13 protein-coding genes and 1 riboswitch are annotated in these 15,420 nt (G+C 56.7%); of the genes, 11 read left to right on the top strand and 2 right to left on the bottom strand.

Features of this window, described 5'->3' with window-relative positions:
- Window positions 1-1,223 (bottom strand): IS1634 family transposase (locus J2Z49_RS04085; RefSeq protein WP_307400063.1); only part of this gene is annotated, 1,223 nt, incomplete at its 3' end.
- A gap of 289 nt (window positions 1,224-1,512) precedes the next feature.
- Here J2Z49_RS04085 and spoVAC point away from each other — a divergent pair.
- From spoVAC to J2Z49_RS04050, 7 genes are all read left to right on the top strand, one after another.
- Complete coding sequence (spoVAC, locus tag J2Z49_RS04080) at window positions 1,513-1,977, top strand: stage V sporulation protein AC (RefSeq protein WP_307400062.1); 465 nt, start codon at window positions 1,513-1,515, stop codon at window positions 1,975-1,977.
- Between the two features lie 12 nt (window positions 1,978-1,989).
- Window positions 1,990-3,003, top strand: a complete 1,014-nt coding sequence (gene spoVAD / locus J2Z49_RS04075) for a stage V sporulation protein AD (protein ID WP_307400060.1) — start codon at window positions 1,990-1,992, stop codon at window positions 3,001-3,003.
- A 10-nt stretch (window positions 3,004-3,013) separates the two neighbouring features.
- Window positions 3,014-3,370, top strand: a complete 357-nt coding sequence (spoVAE, locus tag J2Z49_RS04070) for a stage V sporulation protein AE (RefSeq protein WP_121452509.1) — start codon at window positions 3,014-3,016, stop codon at window positions 3,368-3,370.
- A gap of 11 nt (window positions 3,371-3,381) precedes the next feature.
- Window positions 3,382-4,911 (top strand): spore germination protein, encoded by a 1,530-nt coding sequence (locus J2Z49_RS04065; protein WP_307400058.1) that lies wholly within the window; start codon window positions 3,382-3,384, stop codon window positions 4,909-4,911.
- Window positions 4,912-5,005: 94 nt separating this feature from the next.
- Window positions 5,006-5,995 carry an acyl-CoA dehydratase activase-related protein gene (locus J2Z49_RS04060; RefSeq protein WP_307400056.1) on the top strand — a complete coding sequence of 330 codons (990 nt, stop codon included), beginning with the start codon at window positions 5,006-5,008 and terminating at the stop codon, window positions 5,993-5,995.
- Window positions 5,995-7,077: an acyl-CoA dehydratase activase-related protein gene (locus J2Z49_RS04055; protein WP_307400054.1), complete on the top strand. Its 1,083-nt coding sequence runs from the start codon at window positions 5,995-5,997 to the stop codon at window positions 7,075-7,077. The genes J2Z49_RS04060 and J2Z49_RS04055 overlap by 1 nt, the downstream gene beginning before the upstream one ends.
- Entirely contained in the window at window positions 7,077-8,054 is a 978-nt protein-coding gene (locus tag J2Z49_RS04050; RefSeq protein ID WP_307400083.1) for an acyl-CoA dehydratase activase, read from the top strand. Before J2Z49_RS04055 ends, J2Z49_RS04050 begins: the two co-directional genes overlap by 1 nt.
- Before the next feature lie 34 nt (window positions 8,055-8,088).
- On the opposite strand, the gene J2Z49_RS04045 is transcribed toward J2Z49_RS04050, so the two are convergent.
- Entirely contained in the window at window positions 8,089-8,388 is a 300-nt protein-coding gene (locus J2Z49_RS04045; RefSeq protein ID WP_307400052.1) for a carbohydrate-binding protein, read from the bottom strand.
- Window positions 8,389-8,645: 257 nt separating this feature from the next.
- Between J2Z49_RS04045 and J2Z49_RS04040 the strand changes: the two genes are divergently transcribed.
- The 4 genes from J2Z49_RS04040 to J2Z49_RS04025 all read left to right on the top strand — a co-directional run bounded on the left by J2Z49_RS04040 (window position 8,646) and on the right by J2Z49_RS04025 (window position 15,404).
- Window positions 8,646-10,010, top strand: a complete 1,365-nt coding sequence (locus J2Z49_RS04040) for a TrpB-like pyridoxal phosphate-dependent enzyme (RefSeq protein ID WP_307400050.1) — start codon at window positions 8,646-8,648, stop codon at window positions 10,008-10,010.
- A gap of 86 nt (window positions 10,011-10,096) precedes the next feature.
- Window positions 10,097-10,285: riboswitch (Lysine riboswitch) on the top strand.
- Between the two features lie 124 nt (window positions 10,286-10,409).
- Complete coding sequence (gene lysA / locus J2Z49_RS04035; RefSeq protein WP_307400048.1) at window positions 10,410-11,753, top strand: diaminopimelate decarboxylase; 1,344 nt, start codon at window positions 10,410-10,412, stop codon at window positions 11,751-11,753.
- A 395-nt stretch (window positions 11,754-12,148) separates the two neighbouring features.
- Window positions 12,149-14,782, top strand: coding sequence for a CBS domain-containing protein (locus J2Z49_RS04030; RefSeq protein ID WP_307400046.1), 2,634 nt, complete (start codon window positions 12,149-12,151; stop codon window positions 14,780-14,782).
- Window positions 14,775-15,404, top strand: coding sequence for a site-2 protease family protein (locus J2Z49_RS04025; RefSeq protein WP_307400043.1), 630 nt, complete (start codon window positions 14,775-14,777; stop codon window positions 15,402-15,404). The genes J2Z49_RS04030 and J2Z49_RS04025 overlap by 8 nt, the downstream gene beginning before the upstream one ends.
- Window positions 15,405-15,420 lie beyond the last annotated feature (16 nt).

Below are 15,420 nucleotides of genomic sequence, written 5' to 3'. Positions count from 1 at the left end.
CTGAGTTGAGAGTTGGTACGCAGGACGTACTTGCCGTCATACCGGGCTTCTTCTCTCAGGGCTTCCTGATCTATACCCACCACGGCGTCTTTGTTAAGCAATAGATACCGGCGGTAACCACGGTTGCCCACCAGCGATTTGATTCCGCCGTTTTTAAGCTGTTCTTCCAGCTTCCGGCACATTTCCTCCCGGGCCTTTTTGTCGTGTTCGGCCTGGACGGGATTATGGCAAACGATGTACCGGTCAGCATCGTACCAGACTTCTTTTACTTTCAGGTTTCCTTTGACGGTCCGGTACCTGCCGCCTGTTTTGAGTACTTCGCCGACGTCTTTGACTTTACGCATGCGCATACCCACAATATATTCGATGTGATTTTTGTCCAAATGTTCCAGAATATCCTGGCTGACCATGCCCCGGTCGCCTACAAAGACGACCCGGGTCAGTTGAAACCGTTCGCGGACGTCGGCAATGATTTGACTGAATGTGTTGACATCAGCTGTATTGCCGGGAAAAACCTCATGGGCTATAGGTATGCCGGCACGGGTCATTACCACGCCGACCATTACCTGGATTCTGTCCGGTCGATGATCTTTGGAGTGGCCGTAACGACCCAATTCCTCTGGCCCTCTGCCTTCAAAATATGTGGATGTGGTGTCCCAGAAAATCATGTCCACTTCCAGGTCGAACAGGTTTCTGATGCTGTCAAAAAGGTCCAGTTCTATCCTCTCTTTATATTCGGCCAGAAAATCAAGGGCACGGTAAAGATGGTGCAGTTCCAGCTGGTCAAAGGACGGCCGGTAAACTTCTTTGAGCCATTCATTAACGCCCCGTTTGGAAAGCGGGTCGCTGATCCGGTTCAGCACCATGGCGTAGACGGCCTCAGCCAGTTGGCTGCAGGTGTATGCCTGGGAGAAATGGCGTTTCAGGATAAAGTCCAGGCCAAGTTGTTCCCACAGATGCCGGAAAATTAAATCCAACCCCCATTCCCTGGCACTGTGAACCATCAGTTTATCAGCTTCGGCCTGTATCCATTTCGTTTTTGAGAATTTGGCCAGGCTGGCAATGAGCCGGTCAAGGCTGCCTTTCTGAAGTTCGTCGATGCGGCCCAGGTTGGCCACCACTTTCTGGCGCACTTTGCCGTGCTCCCTGACGGCTTCGACTATCTGGACATAAGTTCTTTTTGAGCCGTCCTTGTTGGTGAAAGTTTTTGTTCTGGCATACATGGCATAGATATTATACCATGTTAAGGCAGGTTAGAAAAACTAAATATTTACAGACGTGGCACTACACTTTCGCAATTTTTAAGTATTCCGCTAACTAAGATCCTTGATTTTACTGGGTTTCCAGCTTCGTTGGAAATGTATGGGGCGCTAAAGTTTCAAACTTGAGCTAAACACAAAACCGGGACACCACTGCGGGTGTCCCTTGATCTTTCCTGGCGTTTCCGGGCTCCCTTCCGGGCGCATAATCGTCTGGTTGGGAGGAAACCATAACAACCGGGGGTGAGACCTGATGGCCGAGGTGAAAGATTCTCAACCACTGGAAATACAGAAAAAAGAATATCAAAAGATGGTTCAGGAGGTTCAACCGCGGCCCACCATAGGCCGTAACGTTTTCTGGGCTTTTGTTGTGGGAGGGCTGATCAGCGTTTTAGGGCAGTTGTTTTTGAATTTTTTCCAGGCCCGGGGGCTGGCCTTGCCGGAAGCAGGGGCGGCTACGTCCACGGTGCTGGTTTTCCTGGCCGCCCTGCTCACCGGGCTGGGGGTATACGATGAGATTGCCAAATTTGCCGGTGCCGGTTCCATCGTGCCCATTACCGGCTTTGCCAACTCCATGGTCGCGCCGGCCATGGAATACCGGGGTGAAGGGCTTGTTCTGGGAGTGGGAGCGAGGCTATTCACCGTTGCCGGACCGGTGCTTGTTTTTGGCATTGTGACAGCCTGGTTAGTCGCACTTTTGTACTACTTCTTCCGGTAGGAGGTGAAGCCTTTGCCGGCACCCAAAAAAAACGGGCTGCAGACCGTGTGGTTTCAAAACCCACCGGTAATCATTTCTACGGCCACCATTGTGGGAAGTAAAGAAGGCCAGGGACCTTTGGGTCACACCTTTGACAAAGTGGTGGAAGACAACTATTACGGGGAAAATACCTGGGAAAAAGCAGAGCGGCGGATGCTCAAAGAGGTCATGCAAAATGCCATCCAGCGGGCCAACCTCCAACCCCAGAATGTTGACTACCTGCTGGCCGGTGACCTCTTGAACCAGATCATCAGTGCTGATTTCGTCGCCAGGGATCTGGGCATTCCCTTTATCGGTCTTTACGGGGCCTGCTCCACCATGTATGAAGGCCTGGCCCTGGGGGCCATGCTCATTGACGGCGGCTTTGCCGAATATGTGCTGGTGGGGGTATCCAGCCATTATTCCACGGCCGAAAGGCAGTACCGTTACCCGACGGAGCAGGGTACCCAGCGCCCCCTGTACGCCACCCGGACGGTAACCGGGGCGGCGGCAGCAGTACTGGCCCGCCAGGGTAACGGCCCGGTGATTACCCATGCTACCATCGGTAAAGCAATTGATTTGGGCCAGGGGGACCCCATGAATATGGGGGCGGCCATGGCCCCGGCGGCTGCCGATACCATGGCCCGTCACCTCATGGATACCCAGCGGCAACCCGATTACTACGATCTCTTTATCACCGGCGATTTGGGAACTTACGGGCGGGAACTGGCCCTTAAACTGATGCAGCAAAAGGGTTATGACATTTCCACCCGGTTCAGTGACTGCGGGGTCCTGATTTATTCCCCCGAGCAGTACGCCCATGCGGGGGGTAGCGGCTGCGCCTGTGCGGGTGTGGTCACCTGTGGCTACCTGATGCAGGAAATCAAAGCCGGCCGCTTAAAACGTATCCTGGGGGTGGCTACCGGGGCTTTGCTCAGCCCCTGCAGCTACCAGCAGGGAGAGACTATTCCTGGCATTGCCCATGCCGTGGTGATAGAAGGACGGTGATTTGAAAAACATGATTTTTTTAAAGGCGTTTCTCGTGGGGGGTCTTTTATGCGTGATTGCCCAGCTCCTGATGGATTTAACCAGCTATAAGGTTACCCCCGCCCACGTGCTGGTAGGTTTTGTTACCGCAGGAGTTATTTTAAGCGCCCTGGGGTTGTACCAGCCCCTGGTGAACTGGGCCGGGGCGGGGGCTACGGTGCCCTTGAGTGGTTTCGGCCACCTGCTGGCCCAGGGAGCCATCGGCGGGGTAAAACAAAAGGGAGTCCTGGGGGCCTTTTCCGGAGGGGTGGCCGCTACAGCCGCCGGTATAACCGCGGCGGTCGTTTTTGGTTACCTGGCTGCCCTGGCCTTCCGACCAAAAGGATAGGAGTGAATTTCATGAGCCAGCAGACGGCAGACGTGAGCCAGCAGGCGGCAGGTGCCGGCAATAAAACGCCGGTGAAAAAACGGCTGGAAGAGAATACGGAATTCCTGAAAAAGGCTCTGGGAATAGGGGAAAGCTACGATGTTATCCTGCGGGAATTGAACATTGGGGGGGTCAAGGCAGCCCTTATCTTTGTGGACGGGCTGACCAATGATCAGATTTTCACCCTTATTTTGGAGCACCTGGCGGAACTGGAACGGGAAGGGATGACCATCAATACCTTCCGCAAGCTTTTTTACCGCCACATTCCCTTCACCGAAGTCAGCCAGGTGGAGTACCTGGAGGACGTGGTGGAAAAGGTGCTTTCCGGCCCCCAGGCACTGCTTATTGACGGGGAAGAGAAGGCCATTATCATTGATGCCCGGATCTACCCCGTGCGTCAGCCCGAAGAGCCGGATCTGGAAAGGGTGGTGCGGGGTTCCCGGGATGGTTTTACCGAAACGCTGGTTTACAACACCGCCCTCATCCGCCGCCGTCTCAGGGACCCCAGGTTGCGCATGGAAATTCTCCAGGCGGGCAAACGGTCCAAAACCGACATAGTTATTTGCTTTTTGCAGGATGTGGCCAACCCGGATCTGGTGGACAGCATCAAGGAAAAGATTAAAAACATCAACATTGACGGGCTGCCCATGGCGGAAAAGGCGGTGGAGGAATTAATTACTCCCGGCAGCTACTGGAATCCCTTCCCCCGGGTGCGTTACACCGAGCGGCCCGACGTGGCCGCCATCCACCTGCTGGAAGGACACGTCCTGGTGCTGGTGGACACATCTCCCAGTGTGGCCATTGTTCCCGCTACCTACTTTCATCACCTGCAACATGCCGAGGAATACCGCCAGAGCCCGGCAGTGGGGGTATGGTTGCGGACGGTACGCTTTGTGGGGGTGGCCGTATCCATCTTCCTGTTACCCCTCTGGTTTTTAGCCGCCCTGCATCCCGAACTGTTACCACCGGCTTTGAAGTTCATCGGCCCCAAAAAAATTGGAGCCATTCCCTTGATCATACAGTTTATTATTGCCGAGTTTGCCGTTGACATGGTACGGCTGGCCACCATCCACACACCCACGGGCCTGTCGGTGTCCATCAGCTTGATTGCCGCCCTGCTCATTGGCGATATTGCCGTTTCCGTGGGTTTATTCGCCCCCGAGGTGATTTTGTATACGGCGGTAGCCGCAACCGGAATCTTTCTCACCCCCAGTTACGAACTTTCCCAGGCCAACCGCCTGGTGCGCCTGTTCTTACTGGCGGCAGTGGCTGTGGCCGGCCTGCCCGGCTTTATCATCGCCATGCTGGCAACCTTTGCCTTTCTGGTGGCTACCAGGTCCTTTGGCATCCCTTACATGTGGCCCCTCGTTCCTTTTAACTGGACGGCCATGAAGAAAGTGCTGGTGCGTTCCCCTGTGCCGATAGACAACATCCGCCCCAGCATCATAAAACCCCGGGATAAATACCGGCAGGCCATACCCGAACCGGCCCGGAAACGGTAAGCCCCCAGCCCGGGGGCTGTTTTATTTTTTGCCCGTTGGGCCATAATAAGAATATTGCTACAAGAATATTGCTACGCTGGAAAGGAGTGAACCAATGACCCTTAAGGTAGGTATACCCAGGGCCCTGCTTTATTACTACTACTTACCTTTGTGGCGTACCTTTTTTGAAGCCCTGGGGCTGGAAGTGGTTATCTCCAGGCCAACCACCAAAACTATTTTAGAAGCCGGTTTACAGAACTCGGGGGATGACGTCTGCCTGCCGGTACGGTTGGCCTTTGGTCACGTGCTTGATTTAAAAGACCGGGTAGATGTGCTTTTTTTGCCCCGGCTGGTAAGTATAGCCCGGCGGGAATATATATGTCCCAAGTTCCTGGGCTTTCCCGACATGGTCCGGCACGGGATTTCAGGGCTGCCGCCCCTCATAGATCCAAACCTTAACCTTTACCGCAAGGATAGCCCTTACCCTTTCTTTGTTGCCCTGGGCCGCAATTTTACCGGTAACCGGCTCGCCATTTACCTTGCCTACCGCCGGGCCATGCACGTCCAGGCCCGCTACGTGCAGTTGTTGGAGAAAGGGCTTTTCCCGGAACAGGCCCTGGGGGTACTGTACCGGGGAGTTGCGGAAGGGCAGGAACCGGGTGGCGGTGGCCCGGCGGTGGCCGTAATCGGTCATCCGTACAATATTTACGACCCCTACATCAGCATGAACCTTTTGAGCCGCCTTGCAGGGAGCGGGGTACGGGTTTGCAGCGCCGACAACCTCCCGGAAACCCTCGTCCGGGAACAGGCCACCAGGCTGCCCAAGCATCTTTTCTGGAGCCTGGGACAGCGCATGATCGGTGCTGCCTGGCACTACCTGCAGAGCCCGGATGTGGACGGCATCATCCACGTGGCTTCCTTTGCCTGTGGCCCCGATTCCCTCACCGGGGAACTGATCTCCCGGGAGGTGAGGCGCCGGGGTAAGCCTTTCCTCAACCTGACCCTGGACGAGCACTCGGCGGAAGCCGGGGTGGTGACCCGCCTGGAAGCCTTTTTGGACATGATGGAACGCCGGCAGTTTCTTCCGGCAGGGGAGAGTGTATAATGAAGGTCACTTTTCCTCACATGGGACATATGTGGATCTGTCTTTCGGCCATGCTGGAATACCTGGGGGTGGAGGTGGTGGTACCGCCGCCTACCAGCAAACGCACCCTGACCCTGGGAGCCAGGCATGCCCCTGAATTTGCCTGTTTACCCCTTAAATTAAACCTGGGCAATTTCATAGAAGCGGCGGAACGGGGGGCGGACACCATTCTTATGGCCGGTGGGTGCGGGCCCTGCCGCTTCGGCTACTATGCCCAGGTGGAGCACGCCATCCTGGAAGACCTGGGTTACAACTACCGTTTGGTGGTGATGGAACCTCCCCAAAAACATGTGGGGGAGCTGCTTTCCAAGATCAAGTATATTACCGGCCACAGTTCCTGGTGGGAAGTGATAAGGGGTATTCGCTTCGGGTACCAGAAGGCCCGCATGGTGGACGAGCTGGAAAGACGGGCCCATTACCTGCGTCCCCGGGAGAGCCACCGGGGCAGCACCGATAAAGCGTTCAAACGGGCCCTGCAGGAAATCATCGCTGTCAAACACCCGCGGGACCTGCCTCAAGCCGGGGAACGGGTGCGCAGGATCATGGCCGGGGTGGCCATAAGGCCCCGGCCGGTTCTGCGCGTGGGCATCGTCGGTGAAATCTTCACCCTTTTGGAGCCTTTTGCCAACCACGATCTGGAAAGAAGGCTAGGCTACCTGGGTGTCCAGACCGACCGGTCCATTTATTTGAGCGAGTGGGTCAACGACCATCTTTTCCTGGGCCTGGTCAGAGGGCTGCGCAGCCGCAAGGAGGCCTGCCGGGCGGCGCCTCCTTACCTGAACCATTTTGTTGGAGGCCACGGGCAGGAAACCGTCGGCAGCACGGTCATGTACGCCCGGCAGGGTTATGACGGCGTAATCCAGCTCCTGCCCTTTACCTGCATGCCCGAAATTGTGGCCCACAGCGTGCTGCCCGGGCTGAGCACCGGGCTGGGCATCCCCACGTTAACCATCACCGTGGATGAGCAGTCCGGGGAAGCGGGGCTGGTGACCCGCCTGGAGGCTTTTATAGATTTGCTGGCCAGAAAAAAAGGAGTGGTATGATGAAAGGATACCTGGGCATCGATGTTGGTTCCGTAAGCACCAACCTGGTCTTTATGGATGAAAACGGTGAAATCAGGGAAGCCATTTACCTGCGCACCCGGGGGCAGCCCATTTTTGCTTTGCAGGAGGGATTGCGGCAGCTGGCCGAACGCCTGCCCGCAAATACCATTGTCCGGGGGGTGGGCACCACCGGCAGCGGCCGTTATCTGGCCGGGATAATTGCCGGGGCCGATGTGGTAAAAAATGAGATTACCAGCCACGCCGTGGCCGCTTCCACCCTGGTGCCGGGAGTGCAGACCATCCTGGAGATTGGGGGCCAGGACTCCAAAATCATCATCCTGCGCAATGGCGTGGTGACCGATTTTGCCATGAACACCGTTTGTGCCGCAGGCACCGGCTCTTTCCTGGACCAGCAGGCAGCCCGGTTGAATATTCCCATTGAAGAATTCGGTAAGCTGGCGCTGAAATCCACCGTTCCGGTACGTATAGCCGGCCGTTGTGCCGTTTTTGCCGAGTCGGATATGATCCATAAGCAGCAAATGGGTTACAGCCTGCCCGATATCCTGGCCGGTTTGTGCGAGGCCCTGGTCCGCAATTACCTGAATAACGTCGGCAAGGGCAAGGAGATTCTCCCCCCGGTTGTCTTCCAGGGCGGGGTAGCGGCCAACGCCGGTATGCGGCGGGCCTTCGAGCAGGCCCTGGGGCTGGAAGTGCATGTACCTCCCCACTACAACGTGATGGGGGCGGTGGGGGCGGCCCTTTTGGCCCGGGAGAAAATGGCCGGCGGGGGAACCAGCCGGTTTCGGGGATTCGGGGTGGCTAAAACCCGCTTTAAAGCCGGGGGCTTTGAATGTGAAAATTGCCCGAACCTGTGCGAAGTGGTGGAAATCACCCGGGAAGGCGAAGTTATTGCCCGCTGGGGGGATCGCTGCGGCCGCTGGTCCAATTCCCTGGGTTATCAAGAGAACGCCGTTTAAAAAGGGACGGTTAAAACCCCGTCCCTTGTCGCGGTTAAGCCCGCACTGTCCAGTTGTAACCGTTGTTGTTGTCCCAGTTGTTGGCTGAATCCTTAAAGCAGAAGGACATCATGCTGTTCTGCATGCGCAGGGTACTTTCCCAGCCCCGCTGGGTGCGCTCCATTTTAATGGTGCTGACATTTTGCCAGTTTTTCGGGTCACCAAACCCGCAGTGTAAGTAGACCTGGTCGGCACCACTTTTGGCCAGAAGGCCGTTGTAAATAATGTTCACTTCATTGAAGCCAGCCGGCCTTACCTCGACGCCTTTCGGAGTATCGGACCAACCTTGAACCAAAATAAAGCACCTCCTGCTTTGTTTTTGCATTTCAATTTTTAGATTCTCCCGTAGCTCATAAGGTATGCACGGACATTTCTTCCTGCCGTGGAAATTGACACTTAAAAATAAATTTATCTTCCGGGAGGAATAGCACACACGCCGGCGAACCAATAATTTAAGGTACGCTTACGGCACAAAAGGTATATTTTACAGACACCCATGACGCGTGCAAACGGCAGGCAAATACTATTTACAGAAGAAGGAGCATAGAAGAGATGAGCGAAACCAAAATCTTACTTACAGAAAAAGAAATGCCCACGCACTGGTACAACATCCAGGCCGACATGCCCCAATTACCCCGGCCGCCCTTGCATCCGGCTACCGGAAATCCAGTGGGACCGGATGATTTGAAGGCCATTTTTCCCATGTCCTTGATTGAACAGGAAATGACCCGGGAACGCTGGGTGGAAATTCCGGAAGAAGTGCGGGAAATTTATCGCCTGTGGCGGCCCAGTCCCCTGTACCGGGCGCACCGCCTGGAAAAGGCCCTGGATACGCCGGCTCGCATCTTTTACAAATATGAAGGAGTAAGTCCCGCCGGAAGTCATAAGTTGAACACGGCCGTACCCCAGGCTTATTTCAACAAAAAGGAAGGCATCAAAAGGCTGACCACTGAAACGGGGGCCGGCCAGTGGGGCGTGGCCCTATCCCAGGCATGTAATTTTTTTGGCCTTGAATGTACCGTATACATGGTCAGAGTCAGCTACCACCAGAAACCCTACCGCCGCTCCATGATGGAAGTATTCGGGGCCAGAGTCTATGCCAGCCCCAGCGAACAAACTGCCGCCGGGCGCAAGATCTTAAGCGCCGAACCCGATTCCCCCGGCAGCCTGGGCATTGCCATCAGCGAAGCGGTGGAAGATGCTGCCGGCCGGGAAGATACCAACTATGCCCTGGGCAGCGTGCTCAACCACGTCCTTTTGCACCAAACGGTGATCGGGCTGGAGGCCAGGGAACAAATGGCCAGGGCCGGGTATTACCCGGACGTGGTCATCGCCTGCTGTGGCGGTGGGAGTAACTTTGGAGGGCTGGCTTTCCCCTTCGCCCACGACAAGCTGGTGCGGGGAGCAAAGGTGCGGCTGGTGGCCGTGGAGCCCAGCGCCTGTCCCACCTTGACCCGGGGTAAATTTGCTTACGATTACGGCGACGTGGCCGGGCTAACGCCCCTTCTCCCCATGTATACCCTGGGGGCCGAGTTCATGCCTCCCGGAATCCATGCCGGGGGCCTGCGCTACCACGGAGATTCCCCCCTGGTAAGCCAGCTGGTGCATGACGGAGTTGTCGAAGCCCGGGCCTTTAACCAAACCGATGTCTTTCAAAGTGCCATAATGTTTGCCCGCTCCGAGGGAATCGTACCTGCTCCCGAGTCCGCCCACGCCATCGCCTGCGCCATTAAAGAGGCCCTGGCAGCCAGGGAAGCAGGGGAGGCAAGAACCATTCTGTTCAACTTGAGCGGCCATGGTTTCCTGGATCTGCCCTCCTATGACGCCTATCTGGCCGGCAAGCTGGAGGACTACCCCCTGCCGGAAGAAGAGCTGGCCAGGTCCCTATCCCGGCTTCCCGGGGTGGCTTTGGGATAGGTTGGAATTAGAAAGCTATTGACAGCACCCAGCACCCATGTTACAATGGGACAAAATTGTATACATTATGCCTCATCTCCCTTTGGAGGTGAGGTAGAGGTTGCGGACAACAAGAGTACCCCGGTGGAGGACCCGGGTTCCGCAGAAGCCGGGGGAAAGGGTTGCCCGCCGAAGTTCAGCCGTTGCCCGGAACGGCTGGGCTGGGCCGTCATCGAACAGGTGCCGGACTGTCACCCGGTGGTTGCCCTGCTGCCGGGTGGAGCGCTATCTCACCAGGGGGGAGAGGGTGGTTTTTCCCTTGTGCATAAGACGGCCCCCCATCCGGGAAGCCGTCTCATTTTATGCCGCCGGCACCAATGACTTTTTTCCGGGCGTATTATATCCGCGGGAGGTTTTGAAATGAAGCTGCACGGTACCATGACCATTAACAGCCGGGGCCACCTGGAAATTGGTGGTTGCGATACTGTAGAGCTTGCTTCTACCTTCGGCACCCCCCTTTATGTGGTGGATGAAGAGCTTTTCCGGCAGAATTGCCGGGAGTACTACCGGGCCTTCACCGAAAAATACGGTGCCGAGGTCATCTACGCGGCCAAAACATTGCTCACCCTGGCCATCTGCCGCCTGGTGGAGGAAGAAGGGCTGGGCATGGATGTGGTTTCCGGCGGCGAACTATATACTGCCCTGCAGGCCAAATTCCCCATGTCCCGGGTTTATTTCCACGGGAACAACAAGTCCAGGGAAGAACTGCGCCTGGCCCTGGAAGCCCGGGTGGGGCGCTTCATGGTGGACAATCTCCACGAGCTGGAAATGCTCAACCAGCTTGCCGGTGAGATGCACACCACGGCAGGCGTTATCCTGCGCTTAACCCCCGGCATTGAGGCCCACACCCATGAGTACATTAAAACCGGTCAGATTGACAGCAAATTCGGCCTGGTTATTGAAAACGGCCAGGCCCTGGCCGGGGTAAAACGGGCCCTGGAGATGGATCATATTGTCCTTCACGGTTTGCACTGTCATATCGGTTCCCAGATTTTCGAGCTGGATTCTTACGCCCACGCTGCCGGAGTAATGATGGATTTTGCCGCCCGCGTGGCCAGGGAGACCGGCTGGACACCGTCCGAACTTGATCTGGGAGGCGGGCTGGGCATCTACTACGCCGAAGGGGATCAACCCCGGCCGGTGGCCGAATATGCCGATGTAGTTATGCGGGCCGTCCGGGAAAAGGCCATGGCGCACGGCCTGCCCGTACCCAGGGTTATTGTGGAACCCGGGCGTTCCATCAGCGGCCCGGCTGGTACCACCCTTTACACCGTCGGGGCGGTAAAGGACATTCCCGGGGTGCGCAAGTACGTGGCCGTAGACGGCGGCATGGGTGATAACCCCCGCCCGGCCCTTTACCAGTCCCGTTACGAGGCCTGCGTGGCCAACAAGGCCGCCGCACCGGCGGAGGAAGTGGTCTCCATCGCTGGCAAGTGCTGTGAATCCGGGGATATGCTCATCTGGGATATCGCCCTGCCCGGGGTCCAACCCGGGGATATCCTGGCGGTTAGCTGTACCGGTGCCTACAACTACTCCATGTCCATGAATTACAACCGCCTGCCCCGGCCGGCCATGGTGCTGGTAAAAGACGGCCGTGCCGATATCATTGTGGAGCGGGAGACCTACGCCGATCTCCTGCGCAATGACGTAATCCCGGAAAGGTTGCGCAAGAGCCGGCGGCTAAATGTGGCTTCGGCACGCTAAACCTTTCGTCCGTCAGCACCCCTAAAGGAGGGGTGCTTTTTTTACGGCGCAAAGCGACAAGGCGGAGCGAAAGGTCCAAAGCTGGTAAAAGCGGGGGGTGAATGTTCAGCAAAACCGTAATGACGAGGATACGGCGCACATCTTACGCGAAGCACTGGAGTGAGCGAGGACCCAGCACTCACCGGGAAACTGGTTCTTCCCAAAACAGGATGTGTCAGTTAAACCTGAAGCACCGGGAGCAAAGTCATATTTTAGTGAGTGCTGGGCGCATCCAACCTGGTTCGCTGAACATTTACAGCGGGGGCTGCGAAGGAGTATTTTGGGTTACGAAGAAAGAAGAGTATGATATAATCAAAAAATAGTGTACCACGAGGTCTAGGAGAGAGGAGCCGTCCATGGATATTATTACCACCCACACCAATACGGATCTGGACGCCCTGGCTGCCATGGTGGGAGCCCAGAAACTATATCCCGAAGCCGTGATGGTCTTCCCGGGTAAGCTTTCCAGGAACGTAGAGGAATTTATGGCTTTGCACAAGGACGCCCTGGCCGTGTCCAGCCTGCGGGACATCCAGCTGGAAAAGGTGCGGCGGGTGGTGCTGGTGGACACGAAAAACCCCAGGCGGCTGGGCAAGCTGGCGGAAGTGTTAAACCGCCGCGGGGTAGAAGTACATATTTACGATCACCATCCCTGGGCCGAAGGGGATGTGCGGGGCACGGTGGAAGTGGTGGAGACGGTGGGGGCCACCGCCACCCTGCTGGTGGAAAAAATACGGGAGCAAAACGTACCCTTAACCCCCCTGGAAGCCACAATTCTGGCCCTGGGTATTTACGGGGATACCGGTTCTTTAGTTTTTACCAGTACTACTCCCCGGGACGTGGCGGCGGTGGCCTATCTTCTGGAAAGGGGGGCCAACCTGGGAGTGGTGGCCGAATTTCTCGGCCGGCCCATGACCGAAGAACAAAAGTCCCTGCTCAAATCTTTACTGCTTTCTGCCCGCCGCCACCAGGTCAACGGGGTCAAGATCCTCCTGGCCACCGCATCGGTGGAAGAATTTGTGGTCGGCCTGGCCCCGCTCGCCCATACCATCTCGGAAATCGAAAGGCTGGATGCGGTATTTACTGTCGTGGAAATGGAGGACCGGGTACACATAGTCGGCCGCAGTAACGTGGCCCAGGTGGATGTTGCCGAAATTCTGGGCCCCTTTGGAGGGGGCGGCCACCCGGCGGCAGCCTCGGCCACCATTAAAGGGGCACCTCTAAACCAGGTGGCAGAGACACTCATGAAAATCATCCAGCAAAAGGTGCGTCCCCCCCTGACGGCAGCGGGGATCATGTCCAGCCCGGTTAAAACCGTTACTCCCGAAACTACCATTAAGGAAGCCGGTCGCATCATGATGCGCTACGGCCATACGGGCCTGCCCGTAGTACAAAAGGACCGGCTGGTAGGTGTGATATCCCGGCGGGATGTGGAAAAGGCCAACCTCCATGGTTTGGGACATGCTCCGGTAAAGGGTTTTATGAGCCAGAATGTGGTCTGGGTAACTCCCGACGTTCCCGTGGCCGAAGTGCAACAACTGATGATTGAACACGATATCGGGCGCGTACCCGTGGTGTCGGAAGGGCGCCTGGTGGGTATTGTTTCCCGGACCGATGTCCTGCGTACCATGCACGGCGATTTTCCCACCCGTTACCGGGCCATTTACTCCGGTCACCTGCCTGCCGCCGGGGCAAATATTTCCGAGCTCATGCACCAGGTGCTGGGCCCCAGGGAATGGGAGATTATGTGCCGGGCCGGGGAAATTGCCGCCCGTCTTGGCTACCGGGTTTTTGCCGCCGGCGGGGTGGTACGGGATATATTGCTTAAAGCGGGCAATCTCGACATAGATCTGGTGGTGGAAGGGGACGGCATAGCCCTGGCTGAAGCCCTGGCCGGGGCCTACGGTGCCCAGGTACGCGCCCACCGCAAATTTGGCACCGCGGAAGTGTTGTTCCCCGATGGATTCAAGGTTGATGTGGCCACGGCGCGGGTGGAATTTTACGAATACCCGGCAGCCCTGCCCAGGGTGGAAAGTTCCTGCGTACGCCATGACCTTTACCGGCGGGACTTTACCATTAACGCCATGGCCGTTGACTTAAACGGGGAACACTTCGGCGATCTGATAGACTTTTTCGGCGGGCGCCAGGATTTACAGCAGGGGCTGATCCGGGTATTATATAACTTGAGTTTTATCGAGGACCCCATCCGGCTGTTGCGGGCCGTGCGCTTTGAGCAGCGCTACGGGTTCAAAATCGAATCCCAAACCTTGAAACTGGTGCAGGAGGCCGTGCGCCGGGAAGTTCTCGCCCGCGTTTCTGCCGAACGCTTGTGGGAGGAATTGAAGCACATCCTGATGGAAGAAAGAGCCGGGAGAATGCTGGAGCGCCTGCATCAACTGGGCATATGGCCCTTTGCTTTCCACGGGGTAACTTACTGGGAAGTACAGCCGGTGCTGCATGATCTGGGTGAATCCATGCAACTGCTGGAAGAATGGGGCTTTCCCCCGGTGAATGAACCATGGCTCTGTTATTTTATTGCCGCCCTGCACTGGACCGACCCGGAAACAGCCCGGAGCCTGTGTGAGCGCTACCATTTGAACAAGCGCCAGACCGGAAAGGTTCTGGCCACCCTGGCCAACTGGCGTCCAGTTTTATCCCGGCTGTGCCTGCGTGATGGGGTGCGCACCAGTGAGCTGGCCCGGGCCCTTCTCCTTCTGCCTCCGGAGGCCCACCCCCTCATTCTTACCCTTCTGGATGAGGAGTGGTTGAAGGAACGCTTCCGGCAGTTGCTCGTACTCCTGCGAGAGAAGCCAACCGTCGATGGTACATACATTAAGAATCTGGGCTACCGGCCCGGGCCCATTTTCCGCAGGGCCCTGGATGCGGTCTGGCGGGCCCGGTTGGACGGCCTGGTGAAAAACACCGAAGAAGAAAAGGCGTTTGTGCAGGAATTTCTGCGCCGCCACCAGGGAGAGGATTCCCATGATTAACCTCCCCAGCTTATACGAAATGGGCATCATGCTGCCGGCCATTGTATTGGGGCTTACTTTCCACGAACTGGCCCACGGCTGGGTGGCCGATCGCCTGGGGGATCCCACGGCCCGCTACCAGGGCCGGCTGACCTTGAACCCCCTGGCCCACGTGGATGTTATCGGCTTGATCATGCTCTTTGTCGTTGGTTTTGGCTGGGCTAAACCGGTGCCCGTCAACCCCTATAATTTCCGCAGCGACATGCGCCAGGGCATAATGCTGGTCTCCCTGGCCGGGCCTGCTGCCAATATGTTGCTGGCAACAGCCGGGGCGGTAGCCCTGGGCCTGGGGGCGTGGAAGCTGCCCTATGGCCAGGAGATTGTTTTAAAAATTATACACATCAATGTCATCCTGGCAGTCTTTAACCTTCTACCGGTTCCCCCGCTGGACGGTTCGAAAATACTGGCCGGGCTCTTGCCTGGCAGGCAGCAGTGGCTTTATATGCTGGAAAGCTATGGTACAATTATCCTTTTGCTATTATTATTTACCGGTATTATCGGGAAGGTGCTCAGGTGGATCATTATTCCCCTGTACAATGCCCTTATCGGTCTGGCGAAAGCCATTGCCTTCCTGGTTTCTTAACGCAAAGGATGATAGA

The organism is Desulfofundulus luciae (genome assembly GCF_030813795.1).
Taxonomy (GTDB): Bacteria; Bacillota; Desulfotomaculia; order Desulfotomaculales; family Desulfovirgulaceae; genus Desulfofundulus; species Desulfofundulus luciae.
This window is presented reverse-complemented; position numbering and strand designations above follow the sequence as displayed.

Coding starts and splice junctions, on each gene's coding strand:
- spoVAC (WP_307400062.1), top strand. CDS start 1,513: ATGGCCGAGGTGAAAGATTCTCAACCACTGGAAATACAGAAAAAAGAA.
- spoVAE (WP_121452509.1), top strand. CDS start 3,014: ATGATTTTTTTAAAGGCGTTTCTCGTGGGGGGTCTTTTATGCGTGATT.
- J2Z49_RS04065 (WP_307400058.1), top strand. CDS start 3,382: ATGAGCCAGCAGACGGCAGACGTGAGCCAGCAGGCGGCAGGTGCCGGC.
- J2Z49_RS04060 (WP_307400056.1), top strand. CDS start 5,006: ATGACCCTTAAGGTAGGTATACCCAGGGCCCTGCTTTATTACTACTAC.
- J2Z49_RS04055 (WP_307400054.1), top strand. CDS start 5,995: ATGAAGGTCACTTTTCCTCACATGGGACATATGTGGATCTGTCTTTCG.
- J2Z49_RS04050 (WP_307400083.1), top strand. CDS start 7,077: ATGAAAGGATACCTGGGCATCGATGTTGGTTCCGTAAGCACCAACCTG.
- J2Z49_RS04040 (WP_307400050.1), top strand. CDS start 8,646: ATGAGCGAAACCAAAATCTTACTTACAGAAAAAGAAATGCCCACGCAC.
- lysA (WP_307400048.1), top strand. CDS start 10,410: ATGAAGCTGCACGGTACCATGACCATTAACAGCCGGGGCCACCTGGAA.
- J2Z49_RS04030 (WP_307400046.1), top strand. CDS start 12,149: ATGGATATTATTACCACCCACACCAATACGGATCTGGACGCCCTGGCT.
- J2Z49_RS04025 (WP_307400043.1), top strand. CDS start 14,775: ATGATTAACCTCCCCAGCTTATACGAAATGGGCATCATGCTGCCGGCC.